The sequence below is a fragment of the uncultured Campylobacter sp. genome, from assembly GCF_938045775.1.
Lineage (GTDB): Bacteria > Campylobacterota > Campylobacteria > Campylobacterales > Campylobacteraceae > Campylobacter_B.
The window spans coordinates 1-16,310 of sequence record NZ_CALIBH010000231.1 but is presented as its reverse complement, the minus strand read 5'-3'; the positions used below and the strand labels follow the sequence as shown (position 1 = coordinate 16,310).

Sequence of the window (16,310 nt, the reverse complement as noted above, 5' to 3'; positions counted from 1 at the left end):
ACGCCGCTTCAGGTAAAAAAATCTGTCACCGGAAAGGCAAAGGCGGCGAAGGAACAGGTCGCCTTCATGGTAAAGCGAATTTTGGGGATTAATAAGGAGATTAAGCCGCTTGATATTACGGATGCTATAGCTATCGCGCTTACGCATGCAAATGTTATGCGCTTAGCGCCTAAATAGGAGGGTTTATATGAAAATCGCTATTTTGCAAATGGACGTGAAAATGGCTCAAAATTTTGCAGATTGTGAGCAAAATTTTATTCGCGCACGCGAGCTTATAGATCGCGCGTTAAAACGCGGCGCGGACGTAGCGGTGCTGCCAGAGGCCTTTAACATGGGCTTTTGCGTACAAAATTTCAAGCGCTTAGCCGACGCGGGAGCCGTGCGAACGAAGGGATTTTTAAGCGAAATTTCGCAAAACTGTGGCGCTGTTTTGATTGGCGGAGCGATAAATTCTAAGCAAGATAAAATTTACAATTCCGCTTTCATCTATCAAAACGGAGCCGAAATTTTACGCTACGACAAGATCCACGCCTTCTCGTTCGCTCGCGAAAATGAGATCGTAAGCGGCGGCGATAGGTTAGGAATTTGCGAGGTCAAATTTGGAAATCGCGCGGTCAAAATCGGCGTTGCGGTCTGCTACGATCTGCGCTTTTGTGAAATTTTTCGCGCTTTAGCGCTTCGCGGCGCACAGATTGTTTTTGTGATCGCGCAGTTTGCGCAGAGCCGCATAGAGCATTTTATCACGCTTGCGAGAGCCCGTGCGATCGAAAATCAAATTTTTATCTGCGCGGTAAACGGCTGCGGCGATACGGGGCAGGGCGAGAGTTTCGGCGGAAATTCCATGCTGATAAATCCCTACGGCGAGATCGTCGCGCGCCTAGGCAAAAAAGAGGCCGTGAAGATCGCTCGGGCGAATTTAGATGAAATTTTAAAATTTCGCGCTAAAATGAATTTTTTAAAAGATATGAAACCTAAAATTTATAAGGAGTTTTGATGAAAACTTTGGTATTTGTGATCGATATGCTAAACGGCTTCGTAAAATTCGGTGCGATGGCCGATCCCAGCATAGCAAAGATCGCTCCTGCGGTGATTAGGCAGATAGAGGCGGCTAAAAATGTGCATTTCATCTGCGACGCTCACGCCGAGCGGGATTTGGAGATGAAGCGCTATCCGATCCACTGTCTAGTTGGCTCGCCCGAAGCGGAGGTGATCGAGGAGCTTGCGCCCTACGTAGGCGAGCAAAACGTCACTTTTAAGCGCAGTACGAACGGCTTTCATAATTTGGATAAGAAAATTCTGGGCGGCTTCGATCGCTTCGTGATTACGGGCTGTTGCACCGACATCTGCGTGATGCAGTTTGCGCTTAGCCTGCGAACTTATCTCAACGAAACGGGCGCTGATAAAGATATAATCGTTCCGCGCGATGCGGTGGCTACCTATGACGCGCCGAACCATGAGCGCGGCTACTACGACGAATGCGCGCTAAGCTTAATGCAAAATGCGGGAATTTTGGTGATTTAAGCTGTACTTAGATTAAACAGAATTTCAAGCTAAATTTTGTAGTGTATAAATTTTTAAAATTTTAGAGCCGTTCTTAAAATTCTAAATTTTTGAGCGGTAGAATTTTAAAATTTTGTGTTGCTCATAAAATTTTAATCTTTTTATGGAATTTAGCTTTGATTTACCGCGACTGCTTTTGCGACGAAAAATCCCACTACCCCGGAAATTATCGAGCCTAAAAATACCGCGAGTTTATCGGTGTAGTGATACAGATCGCTGCCGCCGTATGCGAGGCCATCGACGAAAAGTGCCATCGTAAAGCCAATACCACAGATAATTGCTACTGCGTAAAGCTGCGGCCAGCCTGCGTTTTCGGGCATGTAGGCGATTTTAGCTTTGATTAAGATCCAGCTGAAGGCAAAAATTCCGATCTGTTTACCAAAAAATAGTCCGAGCATAATGCCCATCGGTACCGGGTCGAAAAGGAAGCTAGGACTGATGCCCGCTAGCGAGACGCCTGCGTTTGTAAAGGCAAAGATTGGCAAGATGAAAAAATTTACTGGGTAGGCTAGGCCGTGCTCCATATCCTTTAGCATAGAGCCCGAGCGGGTCTTAAGCGGGATGCAAAAGCCCGCAAGCACTCCTGCGATAGTCGCGTGGATACCGGAGTTTAGTACCATCACCCACAGCACCACGGCTACGATGATAAACGGAAGCTTTTTATCAACGCCAAGTCTACTCATCGTTAGCATTATTGCGACACAGACAGCTGCACCGCCTAGATAGATTGCGTTTATGGTAGAGGAATAAAACAAAGCGATGATTAAAATTGCACACAGATCGTCCATTATTGCAAGCGTTAGGACAAAAATTTTAAGGCTAGCAGGGATTTTTTTGCCCAAAAGTGCCATAACGCCCACGGCAAAGGCTATATCTGTCGCTGTAGGGATCGCCCAACCCTTCATCGCGACGGCATCGCCCCAGTTGATGATCGAAAATATGATCGCAGGCATCATTACTCCGCCCAGAGCCGCGAAGCTAGGAAGTAAAATTTGAGAGAAATGGCGCAGCTGCCCTTCGATCTTTTCGCGCTTTAGCTCAAGTCCGATGGCAAAGAAAAATATCGCCATAAGCACGTCGTTTACCAAAAAATGCATCGATTCGTCAAGTTTCGCAGAACCCACGCCTATGGTAAAACTTAGATGTAAAAACGCTTCATAATATTTTGATAAAAAGTCCACATTTTGAGCTACGATCGCAAAAACGGCCGATAGAAGTAATATAACGCCGGCGCTACTTTCACTTGATAAAATTTTCTTAATGATATGTTGCACATGCTTCCTTTAAAATTTTGCTCTAATTTTATGCAAATTTTAATTAAATTTTTATCAAAACGGGCTAGTTGCTCGGTAAATTCGGCATTATTAGCATCGCATAAAGTATTATAAACATCAGGATCGTAGGGCCTTCGTTGATCGCACGGAAGTATTTTCCGCTCCTGTGGCACTCATTTTTTTCAAATTTATACATATAATAATACAGCCACAAATGATAACAGATTAGCAAAACTCCGGCTAGTAATTTTATATGAAAATATCCCATTTTCATAAGCCCCGGATTTAAAATGATAAGCATCACGCCGCTAAAAACCGTCACTGCCATTGCTATCCAGCCGATCGCGTGATACAGCATCCGCTCCATTTTTTTAACGACCTTTACGAAATCCGGCTTGTCTAAATTTTCAGCATGATAAACATACAGACGCGGCATATAAAATAGCATCGCCATCCATGAAATAAAGCCCGCAAAATGGACAAATTTAAACCAATAGTAACTCATTTTTTCTCCTTAATCTCTCATTAAAATTTCTTTTCGAGCCTCGAATTCCTCTTTAGAAATCGCGCCTTTTTGATACAGCTCAAAGAGCGCATCGACTTTTTTTAGACGTCCTTCGTAGTCGTCTTCCTCCGTCTCGCTTGCAAAAGCATTTAAATCTTCAATCCAAATTCCTACGAAAAATATATCTAGCAAAATCCAAATTCCCCAAATCGCCCAAAACAAAAAGCCCACTAAAAACCATAGCGTAAAACTTCCTAGCCAAAATAGCGCGATTTGAGCAAATCCGCTGATAAATTTGTCGCAATAAATTCTATGCAGTCCGCCTCCGATCGGCATAGCTGCGATCCACGAAAACGCACCTAAAAACCAAAGTGCGTAAGCGATGTAGTTATTTCTCTTCATTTTTCTCCTTTTTTGCGGTGCGTAAGCCCTGAAAAATAAAAATCACTACGGCTAGATCGATCATCACGTCGGCGAAATTAAACACCGCAAACTCAAACCATTTATGCCACGCGACGTAATCCACGACGCCGCCGCGAATAAAGCGATCGAGCAAATTTGAACAACCTCCCGCAAGCATCAGCGCAAACGGCATCCAGTGCTCGCAAAAGAGCTTTTTATGACAAAATACATACGCTGCAAGCGCTGAGATCAGCGCAATCTGGATAAATTTTAAATTTTCACCCAAAAAGGCAAACATCGAAAACGCAACGCCGCGGTTAAGCGTAAGCTCTAGCGAAAAAAACTCCCCCTGCCATGAAAAGCCGTTTAAAAACAGAAGTTTGATCGCTTGATCGATTGCAAAAATCACCGCGAAAAGCAGGACAAATTTAATACAGGTCTTAGCCATCTCGCAATCCAAATTTAAATATGTAAGGCCCGCGTTTTTTATCCGCACTTTTCGTACGGAGCCGATAGCCTGCCGCGTCATAAAATTTTATAAAATCGCTATTCATTTAGGGCTTTGATGAAAAATTTTTCCACTTCATCCATTCGCTTTTGCAGCAGTTTTTCGTTTTTGCCCTCGAGCAAGAGGCGGATAACGTTTTCGGTGCCGGAGTAGCGAAAGAGCGAGCGGATTTTGTCCGCTTTAAGGCTTGCTTCAAGCTCCTTTAGCCCTTTTAATTTTTCAAGCGGCTTTTTATCCGAAATTTTTAAATTCTTTAAAATTTGTGGATAGGGCTTAATCATCCCCGAAAATTCGCTTGCCTTCTTTTTCATATCCAACATGCAAGCGGCGAATTGCAGCGCGCTTGCGATGCCGTCGCCCGTTTTGGCGTAATCGCCAAAGATCACGTGCCCGCTCTGCTCGCCGCCGAAATTTGCGCCTAGTTCGTGCATCGTCTCAAGTACAAATTTATCGCCGACGTTGCAGCGATGAAGCGCGATGTCGTGTTTAGCTAAAAAATCCTCCAGCGCAGAATTACTCATCACTGTGGCTACCATTTTATTGCCTGCTAAGCGATTTTTTCCTTTCAAATAGACTGCTAAAATTCCAAGCAGCGCGTCGCCATGGATGATCTCGCCGTTTTCGTCCACGACTACGAGCCTATCGGCATCCCCGTCGAAGGCAAACCCGACGTCGGCGCGTAATCTTTTGACCTCCGAGGCTAAATTTTGCGGGCTTAGTGCACCGCAAGCATCGTTAATATTTTTTCCGTTAGGTTCGTCGCCGATGACGATAGTTTCGGCTCCCAGCTCATTAAATACGGTAGGCGCGACCCTGTAGCTTGCTCCGTTTGCGCAATCAAGCACCACGCGAAGCCCGTGCAGCGTCTTTTGCTTCGGGAAGGAATTTTTAATATGCACGATATATCTGCCGATGACGTCGTCCACGCGCTTTGCAGCGCCTATCTGCATCATTTTGGTGCGCGCCTCGGCGATGAGTTCGTCGCTGAAATAAATTTTTTCGATCTGCGCTTCCTCTTTTTCATCGAGCTTAAAGCCCTCGCTGTTGAAAAATTTAATGCCGTTGTCGTAGTATGGATTGTGGCTTGCACTTATCATAATGCCCGCGTCGCAGCGCATATCCTCCGTAAGAAAGGCGATCGCAGGAGTAGGCATCGGTCCGATCTGGCGGACGTTGTAGCCCACTGAGGTAAGACCTGCTACGATCGCGGTTTCTATCATATAGCCGCTTCTGCGGGTGTCTTTGCCGACCAAGATCATATTCGTAACGGAATTTTTCCTAAAATAAATCCCCGCCGCCATAGCTAGGCGCATCGCAAGCTCGGCGGTTAGAAATTCCCCCGCTTTGCCCCGTACGCCGTCCGTTCCGAAAAGTTTCATTATCAAATCCTCAATTCAAATAAATTTTTCTTATTCTAGCAAAAATTTTGTATAATTATCATTTATCAAACAAATTTTTAAGGAGCCAGTGCTTGAGAGGAATCATCAAAACGCATCTCGATCAAAAACAATACGGTTTTATAAAAGGCGATGACGGCAAGGATTACTTTTTTCGTTATTCGTCGTTTGATGATACGGATAAAAGTAAAATATGTGAAAAACTTCTGGTAGATTTTGATCCAAAAGCAACGCCAAAAGGATACGTAGCCACAAAGATACAGGTGGTAGGTAAAGGAGCTGTAGGTTATACATCACCTGATAAATTTCTCTGTAGTGTAACGGATAAATTTAGAGATTTTGAAATTCTTGAATTTTCGAAATGGATGGTAATGGGTAGCTCTAGAAATCCTAACGAAGCGAAAGAAGATATGATTAATCGAGCTAAAATGATTGGAGCAAACGCACTTGTAAAAGTAGAATACTTTCGATCCACGGGGGAAGAAACGAGCGACAGCGGAAGAGGAACACATTATTTTACCATACATAGTTGTAGAGCAATAGCGGTAAATATAGGTAAAAGAGCCGCTTATTTAAAAAGCAAACTTGTTACAAAAACAAGAAGAGCTAAATTGTATAGGCTGATATTTTGGATAGTCATATTGTGTGTATCTTTAGGTTTATACGTTTCAAATAGAGTAATATTTGCAGTTATCCTTATCGTCATAGCGTATATATTTAGTCATGCTACGAATTACGATTGGTGGCTAGTAGAAATTTGAGAGCAAACAAGTTTTAAATACCGCTTAAATTAAGCGTCGATTAAATATTTTTTACGTATAATCGCAGGTTCAAATTTAACCGAAAAGGAACGTTATGGCAAATCACAAATCCGCCGAAAAACGCGCGAGACAAACCATAAAAAGAACGGAGCGAAATAGATTTTATCGCACCAGAGTAAAAAATATTACAAAAGCCTTAAGAGAGGCGGTCGAGAGCAAGGATCTAGACGCAGCGACTCAGGCTCTAAAAACGGCTAATGAAAGCTTCCACAGCTTCGTAAGCAGGGGCTTTTTGAAAAAACAGACCGCGAGCAGAAAAGTAAGCCGCCTAGCCAAACTCGTAAATTCTTTAAAAACCGCCGCGTAAGCGCTCCTTACGCGTAAAATTTAAATGCTAGCCGATAAACTAAAGCCTTTTTTGGATCGCTACGACGAGCTTTCGCGCATGCTTAGCGATCCCGCAGTTACCGCAGATATCGCCAATATGACTGCGTTATCTAAGGAGCAGCGCAATATCGAGCCGATCAAAGAGGCGGCTAGCGAGTATCTTAAAATTTTAAATCAGATCGAAGAAAACAAAGCCCTGCTAAGCGATGCCGATCTCGGCGAGCTAGCCAAAGAGGAGCTTAAAAGCCTAGAGACGCAAAAGCCGCAGCTCGAAGAAAAAATCAAAATTTTACTGCTTCCAAAAGACCCAAACGACGATAAAAATATCTTTTTAGAGATCCGCGCCGGTACAGGCGGCGATGAAGCGGCGCTGTTTGCGGGCGACCTGCTCGGCGCGTATCTGCGCTACGCCGATCTTCGCGGTTATAAATGCGAGATCGTAAGCACTAGCGAAGGCAGCGTCGGCGGTTATAAAGAAGCGATCTTGCTAGTAAAGGGCGCGGGAGCGTATTCGCGGCTGAAATTTGAAGGCGGCACTCACCGCGTGCAGCGCGTCCCCGAGACGGAAAGCCAGGGCAGGGTGCATACTTCCGCAATCACCGTAGCCGTCATGCCCGAGATCGAGGATAGCGAGATACAGATCAATCCAAATGACCTTCGCATCGACGTTATGCGTAGCTCCGGCCACGGCGGGCAGTCCGTAAATACCACAGATAGCGCCGTTCGCATCACTCATATCCCGACCGGTTTAGTCGTCACCAACCAAGACGGCAAGGACCAGCACAAAAACAAAGAGGCGGCGATGAAGGTGCTAAAGGCGCGCCTTTACGATATGCAGGAGCAGGAGCGCTTAGAAAAAGAGCGCAAAGATCGCAAGGATCAGGTGGGCACCGGCGACCGCTCGGGGCGAATTCGTACCTACAACTATCCGCAAAACCGCATTAGCGACCACCGCATAAATTTAACACTTTACCGCCTAGACGCGATCATGGCGGGCGGTTTGTTCGACGAGATCATCGATCCGCTCATCGCGCACTCTCAAGCCGAAGCGATCGCAAACGCGGGCTATTGAGCCTTTTAAAATTTAGACCTTACATCCACCCGCTTTACCAAATTTTGCCTCGATCAAAAGCACCAAGATGAAGAAAATTTTTTCGTCGTTAAACTTCGCAAGCTCGCGCAGGCCTTGATCTGCGCTTACAAGCTTGATGCCGTTTGATTTCAAAATCGCAGCGAGCTCGTCCGGATCAAAACACATTTTACCAGCGATCTCTCTAATATTATAGGACTCGATCGCGCCTATGATGCGGTCCATATTGCAAAAACCGGGATTTTTGCGCCTTAAGATCACGTCCAAAAACTCGCCCCAGAGCTTTACGAGCTTCTTTCGCCTTGTGATTATATGCAAGATCGCGACGCAAAGCAGGCTAAACCCCGCGATCCTGTGCAGGCTCATCCACGCCTCGTCGTATTCGCCGCGCGCAAAGTAGGCGCCCGAAAAGCTCAAAATGCAAAGCGCGCAGCCTAGTAACACGATGAGCGCAAATTTATAAACAATCCCCGCTTTAAGCATAAAATCTCCTTGCTTTTTTTTAAAATTTAGCGACTTCACGCGGAGTGCCTGCAAGCGCTAAGCTGCTGCACCGGTACGCCTCGTTGATCGCCGCTATCGTATCGCCTCGGCGTTGTTGTGCGGGCGGCACCGCTGCTTCACTTATACGCTCCGCGGGTCGCCATCATCGTATCACGGCGTTTGCGCTACTTGCACTGCGCTTTACCTACATACGCATCCTGTCGATCGCGGTTGCCATATTGCGGCATTTTATGCTGTCGTCGCCGCAATCACGCTGCGCCGCCTTGTGCTGCCGATCCGCCGTCACGGCCATACTGCTCGCTTCGATCGTCGCGCCGTTACGATGATGATTTGCACGAGCGAAGGTTATGCCATACGGCGCCGAGTAGGTACGTATCGCCGCTCCGCTTCTCGACTACGGTGTGCCGTCTGCGCCGCCGATGTGTTACGCGCCATCCGACGCGCTACCGATTTATCGCGACGCCCGCGCATCGCACCGCTGCCGTAGCCCGTTCATTTAGCACGCCGTTACGCTACCGATCGAGGCTCGGTTTAAAATTTTATTTAGCACCGTCTTCTTGGCAGATCATTTTGCGTTTAAATTTTACCGACTTAATTTCGCGCAAAATCGCGATCGAGCGCCGTCTACCGACCTCCAAGCCGCTCGCCACGCCGTAGTGCCTGCCCGCCGCCGACTGCGCGCGAGCGCCTAGCCACGTGGGTGCCGATGCCCATATATACGAACACCGAGTGCCTCGGCTAAATTTTATTGCCGCTTAATATAAATGAGTAATTTTAATAAATCTGGATTTAAAAAGATATGAATTTAAAGGCGAAATCCCTGGGCCGTGAAATTTAAAGGGCCGAATTTAAAGCTCTATCGTCTGCTCGAATATGCCCTCAAGCCCCGTTTGATGCACGATCGCTAGCATGCCTAGCCTCGGCAGATCCGCGCGCAACCTTAGTAGCAGCTCGCGCGCCGAGGCAGGATCGAGCGCAGACGTGATCTCGTCTGCGAAAACAAAGCTCGGCTTGTGATAATGAATACGTGCGAAACTAAGCCGCTGCGCCTCTCCGCCGCTTAAAATTTTAACGTAATCGGCGCGCGAGTTTAGCATGCGGGCAAATTTCTCAAGCCCTACGCGGCGTAAAATTTCTAAAAATTCCGCGTCGTCTGCGCGCGGCGGCTGCGGATAAGCGATAAGCTCCTTTAGGCTAAGCGGCGCTAGGTAGGGCTTTTGTGGGATAAACATCACGCCCGTACTCGGCAGGCTGATCTCGCCGCGGCCGTATCGCCAAAGCCCCGCCGCGTAGCGCAGAGCCGTACTTTTGCCCGCGCCGCTCTTGCCTCGCAGCATTATAAACTGCGCGGGCGCAAGCTCGAAGCGTAGATCCTCGATCAGCGGCTCGCCCGCAGGCGTGAAGACCGACAAGCCCTCGCAACGAGCAGAATTTTCGTCGCTTTGTGTGACGCAAGCACGCAGATTTGCGCTCTCGCCGTCCATGCGCGAAATGAACTCATAGATCCTCTGCACGCTCGCCGCCCACTCCATGATCTGTTTGTAATAGTCCATAAACCACGCAAATCCGTCCTGTACGCTGTAAAACGCCGAGCGCGCCTGCATCATGTCGCCAAAGCTCATCGCGCGCGACAAATACAGCGGCAAGCAGGCAAAGATCGGGATCAAATTGGTGATTTTTAGGTAGCTTGCCGAAAAGCATTCGAGGCGAAATTCCGTATTCATAATGCTGCGCCAATTTCTCATGATCTCGCCGAAGCTCGCGCGGAAGCGGCCGCGCTCGGCATCCTCTCCGCGCATAAAGGCTACGGCTTCTGCGTTTTCGCGCACGAGCAGCAGATCCGAGCGGTAATCGGCTTCGGCGCGCTGCTTGGCAAAATTTAGTCCCCTAAGCCTGCGCCCGATGAGATGCGTAATCAGCGAGCAAAGAAGAGTATAAATAAGCGCGACGTAGAGCAAAAAGCCCTCGATCTCAAAGTGCATGCCGAAAATTTTAAATTTCAGCACCTTAGAGACCTGCCACAAGATCGCAACGAAGGCGATGAGCTTGGCAAGATTATAGACAAGCGATTTTACGAGATCAACGCTTTTTTGCACGAGCAGCAAGCTGTCCTCGGCGATACGCTGATCGGGGTTGTCTATCTTTGCAATTCCCCGGTCTTCGGAAGCTTTGAACGAACCTTTGGCATCCGCTTCGGTTGCGGGGCACCCAGCCCGCGCCCTCACGGACGCCGCACGTTCGTTTAAATTACCCGTATCTCGTCCCCAATATTCTTTAAAATCTTCCTCACGCTGCTGGTTTAAATTTTCGTTCACATTGGTGCCACTCGCCTCGCTTGCAAGATACTCTGCGCGATCGCTCGCAGAGCCCACGCATTCGTTTAAGCCATCCGTATCCTGCTCCAAATATGCTTTAGTATTCTCGGCGTTTTTTGAATTTTTAAAATTCTCGTCGCTACGATCGTTTAAATTTTTATTCTCGCTTGCGCCGCTTTGCCCTGCCGCATTTTGCTCCGCCGTGCTCGGTAAAATTTCAAGCCTCTTTGCGTCTCTATGCAAAACCGCGCTGTCCGCCTCGGCTGCGGAATACTCTGCGCGCTCGTTTAAATTTTCATCTAAATTTACGTCGCCAGGTTTTTCTAAATTTGATCCGCCCCTGGCGCTGAAATTTCCATCAAGGCTCGTGCGGTAGAAGTTTGCGTTATGTAGCCATTTGCGCTCCATCATCGCGCTTAGCCGCTCGCGCCAGACGATTACGAGCAGTTTGCGAAGCCAGCTGCCGCAGACGATGAAAAGCACGATGAGCGCCGTGTAGAGCAAAAACTCGCCCACGAGCGCGGGAATGAGCTCGCCTTTAAGCTCGCTTAGCGCGTCGTAAAAGCGCTTATCCCACGCGTTCATCAGCACGCTGATTTTGATGATAGCGAGGCTAAAACCAAGCGCGAGCAGCAGCAGCGCCCACAGCTTCGCCGCGCCCTTGCCGAACCAGTGCGGACGTAGAATTTCAAAAAATTGCTTTAGCGTTTTCAAATTTTCTCTTTAAATTTTAAAATTTAGCGCCGGTTACAGCGAGATCGCGGGATTAAATTTGATCCTGCAAGCTCGCGAGCGGATTTTATGCTCGCAAGTCTGCGCGTTTAATTCGCTCGGAATTTCACGAGATTAAATTTATCGCCCTCGCCCGCCCGCGCTAATCAATCGCTAATCAACCAAATCGCGAGTTAAATTTTAATACCGCGATTTTACCCGCCTCGCTACGTGCTACTTGCGACAAAGCTTGGCCTCGCGCCTCTACGCTCGCTTTATCCGAGCTCTTATAAAGCGCGGAATTTATCCAAGGCCGCGTGCGAGTTCGGTCAGTCCGAGTTCGCATAAGCGCAAAATTCCATCCGCACCTAATACGTATAATTTAGCGTCAACATAAAATTCCGCGGCTCGCCGTAGTAATTATTCATCCCTGCGACGCGATTTTGCGTATTTTGAAAATACTTCTTATCCGTGATGTTTTTGACCGCAAAATTTACGCTAAAGTGCTTGTCAAAATGATAGCCGACATTTGCGTCCCACAGCGTGTAAGCTTTCTGCGGCGCGGCGTAGTACGCAACGTTTTCGCGATATATCGAAGCGGTTTTGCTCTGATAGCGCACGCCCGCACCCAGGGTGATCTTACGATTTTCGCCGAGCGGAATTTCATAGTTCGTATAGAGCTTAAACAGATGCTTCGGAATGTAGCGTTTGGCGTTTGCGCCCTTGCTATAATCGACCGCTGCGGAGGTTCTTTCCGTCTTTAAATAGACGCTGCGGTTGAAAGTATATCCTGCGAATAATTTCCAATTCTCAGTGAGCGAGCCTTGCAGCTCGGCATCCACGCCGCGGCTTCGCACCTTGCCCTCGGCGATGGAGTAGTTCGTATTAAGAGGATCGCTCATCGCCCTATTTTTCTGAATGATCTGAAATAGCGCGACATTCGTATTAAGCGCGCCGTCAAAAAATTCTCCCTTCACGCCGGTTTCTAAATTATAGCCGACGACGGGATCTAAAATTTTACCGTCTTTATCGCGCGCGGCTTGCGGCTTAAAAATTTCGGCATAGCTTGCGTACCACGAAAAATTATCCGCAAAGTCCCAGACCACTCCCGCATACGGCGTGAAATCCGATTTGCTCGGGCTTGCGCTATGCGAAGCCGTGCCGCGCAAAATATTATAATAATACCTGCTGTAAGTTACCTTCGAAAAGCGCCCGCCGAGCAAAAAGTGAAAATCGTCGGTTAAGTTTAGTCTAGTCCCGAGCGAGATCGCGCGCTGCTTTATGGTAGTGGAGCTTCGGTCTTTAAACGTAGCGGCACTGCTCCAATCGGGCTGGGCAATCCTTGAGCGGTCCCAGTTATAAATATTCATCCCCAGCGACGCCAGAGACGAATCTCTCGTCCTAGTCTCGCGCCAATTGAGCTTTTCGTTGCTAAGCGAGCCGTTTAAGAAAAAGTCGTGCTTCTGCCCAAATGCTTCGAATTTGCCGTCTAGCCCCGTTTGAAACCCGATCTCTTTGGAGTCGTTATCGTAAATTCTATATCGCACCGTATGCGACGTAGTGCCGTTGTAAGGATTTGCTCCACCGAGCGCTCCGAATTTTAACATTCTGTCGCTATCGGTATAATTGAGCCTCGCATAGGCTTTCAGATCATCGCTAAATTCGTGCGAGAGTTCGCTGTAGACGTTAAATTTTTTATATTCGCTCTTATCCCAGTTTGAGCCGAAGTAGCTTCTGCGCGGTAAATTTAATAAATTTTTTTGATTATCTAAGACGGGCACGCCGTAAATATCATAGACGCCGACGGTTTTTTGCCACAAAAATCCTGTGCTAAGAAGCGTCTTATCGGCCACGTCAAATTCCGTCGAAACGCCGACGCCTTCGCGATAGCCGTTGCGCGGATAGTCCTTAAACGAGCCCGTTTTACTTAAAATTCCGATCAACCGCGCGCGTGCCGTACCGCTTTGATTTATCGCGTCCGTAACGTCAATCATACCGCGATAATTATCCCAGCTACCGCCGCTTAGACTTGCGTTAAAGCCGAACTGATCGCTCGGGCGCTTTCGGATTAAATTTATCGTGCCGCCGGGCTCGCCGTTGCTTTGCGTAAGACCCGCTACGCCGCGCAGAACCTCGACGCGATCGTAGAATTCCAAATCGGTAAATTCCTTCGATGAGCCCAGCGGCCCGAACACGGAGCTAGAAACCGAGCTTGCGATGCCGTCTTCTTGGATATTATCGACATAAAAGCCACGCGAGACGATGCGATTGCCGCCCGCGTCGTTATTTAGCGAAATGCCGGTGGCGTATTTTGAAAGAGCCTCTTCGGCGTTGTGCAAGCTCAGATCTTTTAAAAGCTGATTGGAGATGACGCTTATGGATTGCGGCGTTTCTCTTATGCTTAAATTTAGCCCCGTCGCGGTGCTCATATTGCCCGTCGTATAAGAGCCCGTGCCCTCGGTAGTGGACAGATCGGCCTTGCCCGTGACGTTTATGGTGCCGAGATTATCGCCGTCTGAGCTTTGCGGCGTAGAATTTGCCGCGCTACCGCTTTGCGACGTGGAATTTACGACGGTAGAACTCGCTGACTCTTGCGTAGAGTTTTTCGGCGCCGCATTATTGGCGGCGAAATTTGAAGCAGGCGGCGCGGAGCTCTGCGATGCAGCGTTTGGGCGCGAGCTTTCATTTTGTGCCGCGACAAGCCAAAACGGCGAGCAAAGTAGCGCAAAAGAAAGTAAAATTTTACCCTTTTTCATAAAAATCCTTTTTAGATTTTATAATCTATATCAATTTACTGGCGGGATTATCTTACAATTCCTCTTAAATAATAATAAAATTTTTAATAAACTAAATCATAAAATTTTATATGCAATTACTAATTTAACGGAATTTAATAAGATATATTGATGAATTTTCAAACAAAATTTCTATGAATTTTAAAAAGTATATGAATTTGAAAAACGAAGGATTGAAAAATTTAAAATTCTAAAATTCCGCCGCTTTAAAATAACGTAAGCGACGGAATTTAGCGTTTATCGGTGTTTGGTCTTGCGATTATGATAGCACTAGCACCGGTACAAGCGCATTGTGCAAGATATCCTCGGAGACGCTGCCTAAAAAGAGCTTTTTGAAAAACCCTTTCGTAAAGGCGCCGGTAGCGATCAGATCGAGGTTATTAGCGCGGCGATATTTGATGATCTCATCGGCGGGAACTTCGGCTTGGATGCATTTGAAAGTGGCATTTTGAGTGCCTAAAATTTCGCGCGCCAGATCCAGCATCCGCTCGCCCTCTGTGGCATCGAGATTTACGTGCAAGACATGCTTATGTGCGCTCGCAAGAAGCTTTGAGCTCTTTATAAACTCAAGCGTGCGTTTCGCCGCGTCAGTGCCGTCAAACGCGATGAGGACGGAGTTAATCGGCGAAAATTCTTTATTTACGAGTAGCGACGGCACGTGAAGCTCCTTTATCAGCACGCTTGCGTTAAAGCCTACGTCCTCGTTATTTGAGCCCTTGATACCGAGTACAAAAATCTCGGCTTCGTCCTTGTACTCGGCGATAACGTCGATAAAATCGCCATCTTTAATGATCTTACTCGCCTTCACACCCGCAGCAGTCGCAGCGCAGATATATTCATCCAGCATCGCTTCAGCTTCTTCGTGGTCCTTTTCCGCATCCACGCCGCCTAATGTGGGACTTCCGTAGCTATTTGCAAGGATATCATTCTCTCCTAGGACGATTCCGCCTGCGGCTAGCCCATAAAAATTCTCGCCAAGCTCCGGGATTTCAACCACATGAATAAACACGAGCTCGGCACCCAAGGTTTTAGCGACGTAAATTCCATAATCTCTAACCGCCGGGGCAAGCGCATTTTGATCGACGCAAGTGATGACCTTTTTCATTTTTCGTCCTTTTAAAGATAAAATTTTAATCAAAATAAGCTTATCAAATTTTGTATAAAAGTTATTTAAATTCGGCAGACTTGAATTCGGCACGGACGATTTTGTGAAATTTAAAGCCGCGTCGTAATGGATATGTGAGGTGCAGGTATGCTTGCGACAAGTTAGCTCGGACTCAGCGTGGCAGGTGGGCGCGCTGTACAGACGCGGCAGACAAGGTGCGGCGCGGGCGGTTTTAAAATTTATCAAGCCGCTAAAAGTGCGGTTTAAAGCGCCGTTATTGCGGTTAGTAGCCCAAAGATGATCCCCGGGAAATTTGCTGCGGCGAGCGGATAGTCCTTTTTGGGCTTTAGCAAGTCGTAGCTAAGCTATATCGTGCAGTTTATCGCGGCTGCTAGCGGCTGGAGAAACGGGACTTTGTTGCCGTCTAAATTTGCCATTATGTTCGGCACATAGGATATGTACATAATGACCGACAGACATGTGCCCGCCCAACCTAAAATTTCTGAATTTCTTTCGCTCATCGGCTTTCCTTGTTTTTAAGATACGTTTCAAATTCGCGAATGAAACGGAGCGGGATTTTAATACACCAAAGATAAGAAACAAATTAAAAGATGGCTAGAAATAAAATTTGACTTTAAATTTATCGCAACGGCTTCTGGTCTCTCGCGTCTGCGTAAATTTTAAAGCGGCGTTTGCAGCGTGCGTTTTAAAAATAGAGAAATTTAAAACGCCGGACAATGGTTGAAATTTAAATTTCAAAGAGATAAAATTTTAAACGACTGAAGCCAAATTTAAGTAAAATTTTGTAGGAAAATTACGGTAAAATTTTAAAAATATGAGAAGTAAATTTTATAATTTCTCGGACGTTAAAGATGGGGCGTTTGCCCTAAGTGCGGAGGCGAACTGCAAGATTATGCCGAGATAGAAAAGTGGAATCAAGCAGAAAAGAATAAAAAGCTTGAGAAATATTATAAATTTGAAAAAGAGTGGCTAAAG

Annotated in this window: 16 protein-coding genes; 6 read left to right on the top strand and 10 right to left on the bottom strand. The window is 47.0% G+C overall.

Going from position 1 to position 16,310, the window contains the following annotated elements:
* From Q0238_RS09580 to Q0238_RS09570, 3 genes are all read left to right on the top strand, one after another.
* Nucleotides 1-177 (top strand): crossover junction endodeoxyribonuclease RuvC (locus Q0238_RS09580; RefSeq protein WP_297945563.1); only part of this gene is annotated, 177 nt, incomplete at its 5' end.
* A 10-nt stretch (nt 178-187) separates the two neighbouring features.
* Complete coding sequence (locus Q0238_RS09575; protein ID WP_297945561.1) at nt 188-994, top strand: nitrilase-related carbon-nitrogen hydrolase; 807 nt, start codon at nt 188-190, stop codon at nt 992-994.
* Nucleotides 994-1,521, top strand: coding sequence for an isochorismatase family cysteine hydrolase (locus tag Q0238_RS09570; RefSeq protein WP_297945559.1), 528 nt, complete (start codon nt 994-996; stop codon nt 1,519-1,521). Before Q0238_RS09575 ends, Q0238_RS09570 begins: the two co-directional genes overlap by 1 nt.
* Before the next feature lie 149 nt (nt 1,522-1,670).
* Here Q0238_RS09570 and nhaA read toward each other — a convergent pair whose 3' ends face one another.
* The 5 genes from nhaA to glmM form a co-directional block, all read right to left on the bottom strand.
* On the bottom strand, nt 1,671-2,834 hold the full coding sequence (gene nhaA / locus Q0238_RS09565) for a Na+/H+ antiporter NhaA (protein WP_297945557.1): 1,164 nt from the start codon (nt 2,832-2,834) through the stop codon (nt 1,671-1,673).
* Nucleotides 2,835-2,898: 64 nt separating this feature from the next.
* Nucleotides 2,899-3,339, bottom strand: a complete 441-nt coding sequence (locus Q0238_RS09560) for a CopD family protein (protein WP_297945555.1) — start codon at nt 3,337-3,339, stop codon at nt 2,899-2,901.
* A gap of 9 nt (nt 3,340-3,348) precedes the next feature.
* Nucleotides 3,349-3,741: an SHOCT domain-containing protein gene (locus Q0238_RS09555; RefSeq protein WP_297945553.1), complete on the bottom strand. Its 393-nt coding sequence runs from the start codon at nt 3,739-3,741 to the stop codon at nt 3,349-3,351.
* Complete coding sequence (gene lspA / locus Q0238_RS09550) at nt 3,728-4,189, bottom strand: signal peptidase II (protein ID WP_297945551.1); 462 nt, start codon at nt 4,187-4,189, stop codon at nt 3,728-3,730. Before lspA ends, Q0238_RS09555 begins: the two co-directional genes overlap by 14 nt.
* 98 nt (nt 4,190-4,287) lie before the next feature.
* Nucleotides 4,288-5,628 (bottom strand): phosphoglucosamine mutase, encoded by a 1,341-nt coding sequence (gene glmM, locus Q0238_RS09545; protein WP_297945549.1) that lies wholly within the window; start codon nt 5,626-5,628, stop codon nt 4,288-4,290.
* 92 nt (nt 5,629-5,720) lie between these two features.
* Between glmM and Q0238_RS09540 the strand changes: the two genes are divergently transcribed.
* From Q0238_RS09540 to prfA, 3 genes are all read left to right on the top strand, one after another.
* Nucleotides 5,721-6,407: a cold shock domain-containing protein gene (locus tag Q0238_RS09540; protein ID WP_297945547.1), complete on the top strand. Its 687-nt coding sequence runs from the start codon at nt 5,721-5,723 to the stop codon at nt 6,405-6,407.
* 94 nt (nt 6,408-6,501) lie between these two features.
* On the top strand, nt 6,502-6,774 hold the full coding sequence (gene rpsT, locus Q0238_RS09535) for a 30S ribosomal protein S20 (RefSeq protein WP_297945545.1): 273 nt from the start codon (nt 6,502-6,504) through the stop codon (nt 6,772-6,774).
* Between the two features lie 24 nt (nt 6,775-6,798).
* A complete protein-coding gene (prfA, locus tag Q0238_RS09530; RefSeq protein ID WP_297945543.1) occupies nt 6,799-7,866 on the top strand; it encodes a peptide chain release factor 1 in 1,068 nt (355 codons plus the stop codon).
* Between the two features lie 12 nt (nt 7,867-7,878).
* On the opposite strand, the gene Q0238_RS09525 is transcribed toward prfA, so the two are convergent.
* The 5 genes from Q0238_RS09525 to Q0238_RS09505 all read right to left on the bottom strand — a co-directional run bounded on the left by Q0238_RS09525 (nt 7,879) and on the right by Q0238_RS09505 (nt 15,835).
* On the bottom strand, nt 7,879-8,367 hold the full coding sequence (locus Q0238_RS09525; protein ID WP_297945541.1) for a chemotaxis protein: 489 nt from the start codon (nt 8,365-8,367) through the stop codon (nt 7,879-7,881).
* Nucleotides 8,368-9,236: 869 nt separating this feature from the next.
* On the bottom strand, nt 9,237-11,417 hold the full coding sequence (locus tag Q0238_RS09520) for an SbmA/BacA-like family transporter (RefSeq protein WP_297945539.1): 2,181 nt from the start codon (nt 11,415-11,417) through the stop codon (nt 9,237-9,239).
* A gap of 365 nt (nt 11,418-11,782) precedes the next feature.
* Nucleotides 11,783-14,170: a TonB-dependent siderophore receptor gene (locus Q0238_RS09515; protein WP_297945537.1), complete on the bottom strand. Its 2,388-nt coding sequence runs from the start codon at nt 14,168-14,170 to the stop codon at nt 11,783-11,785.
* A 298-nt stretch (nt 14,171-14,468) separates the two neighbouring features.
* Nucleotides 14,469-15,314, bottom strand: a complete 846-nt coding sequence (locus Q0238_RS09510; RefSeq protein WP_297945535.1) for a universal stress protein — start codon at nt 15,312-15,314, stop codon at nt 14,469-14,471.
* Nucleotides 15,315-15,679: 365 nt separating this feature from the next.
* A complete protein-coding gene (locus Q0238_RS09505) occupies nt 15,680-15,835 on the bottom strand; it encodes a hypothetical protein (protein ID WP_297945533.1) in 156 nt (51 codons plus the stop codon).
* Nucleotides 15,836-16,310: the final 475 nt, after the last annotated feature.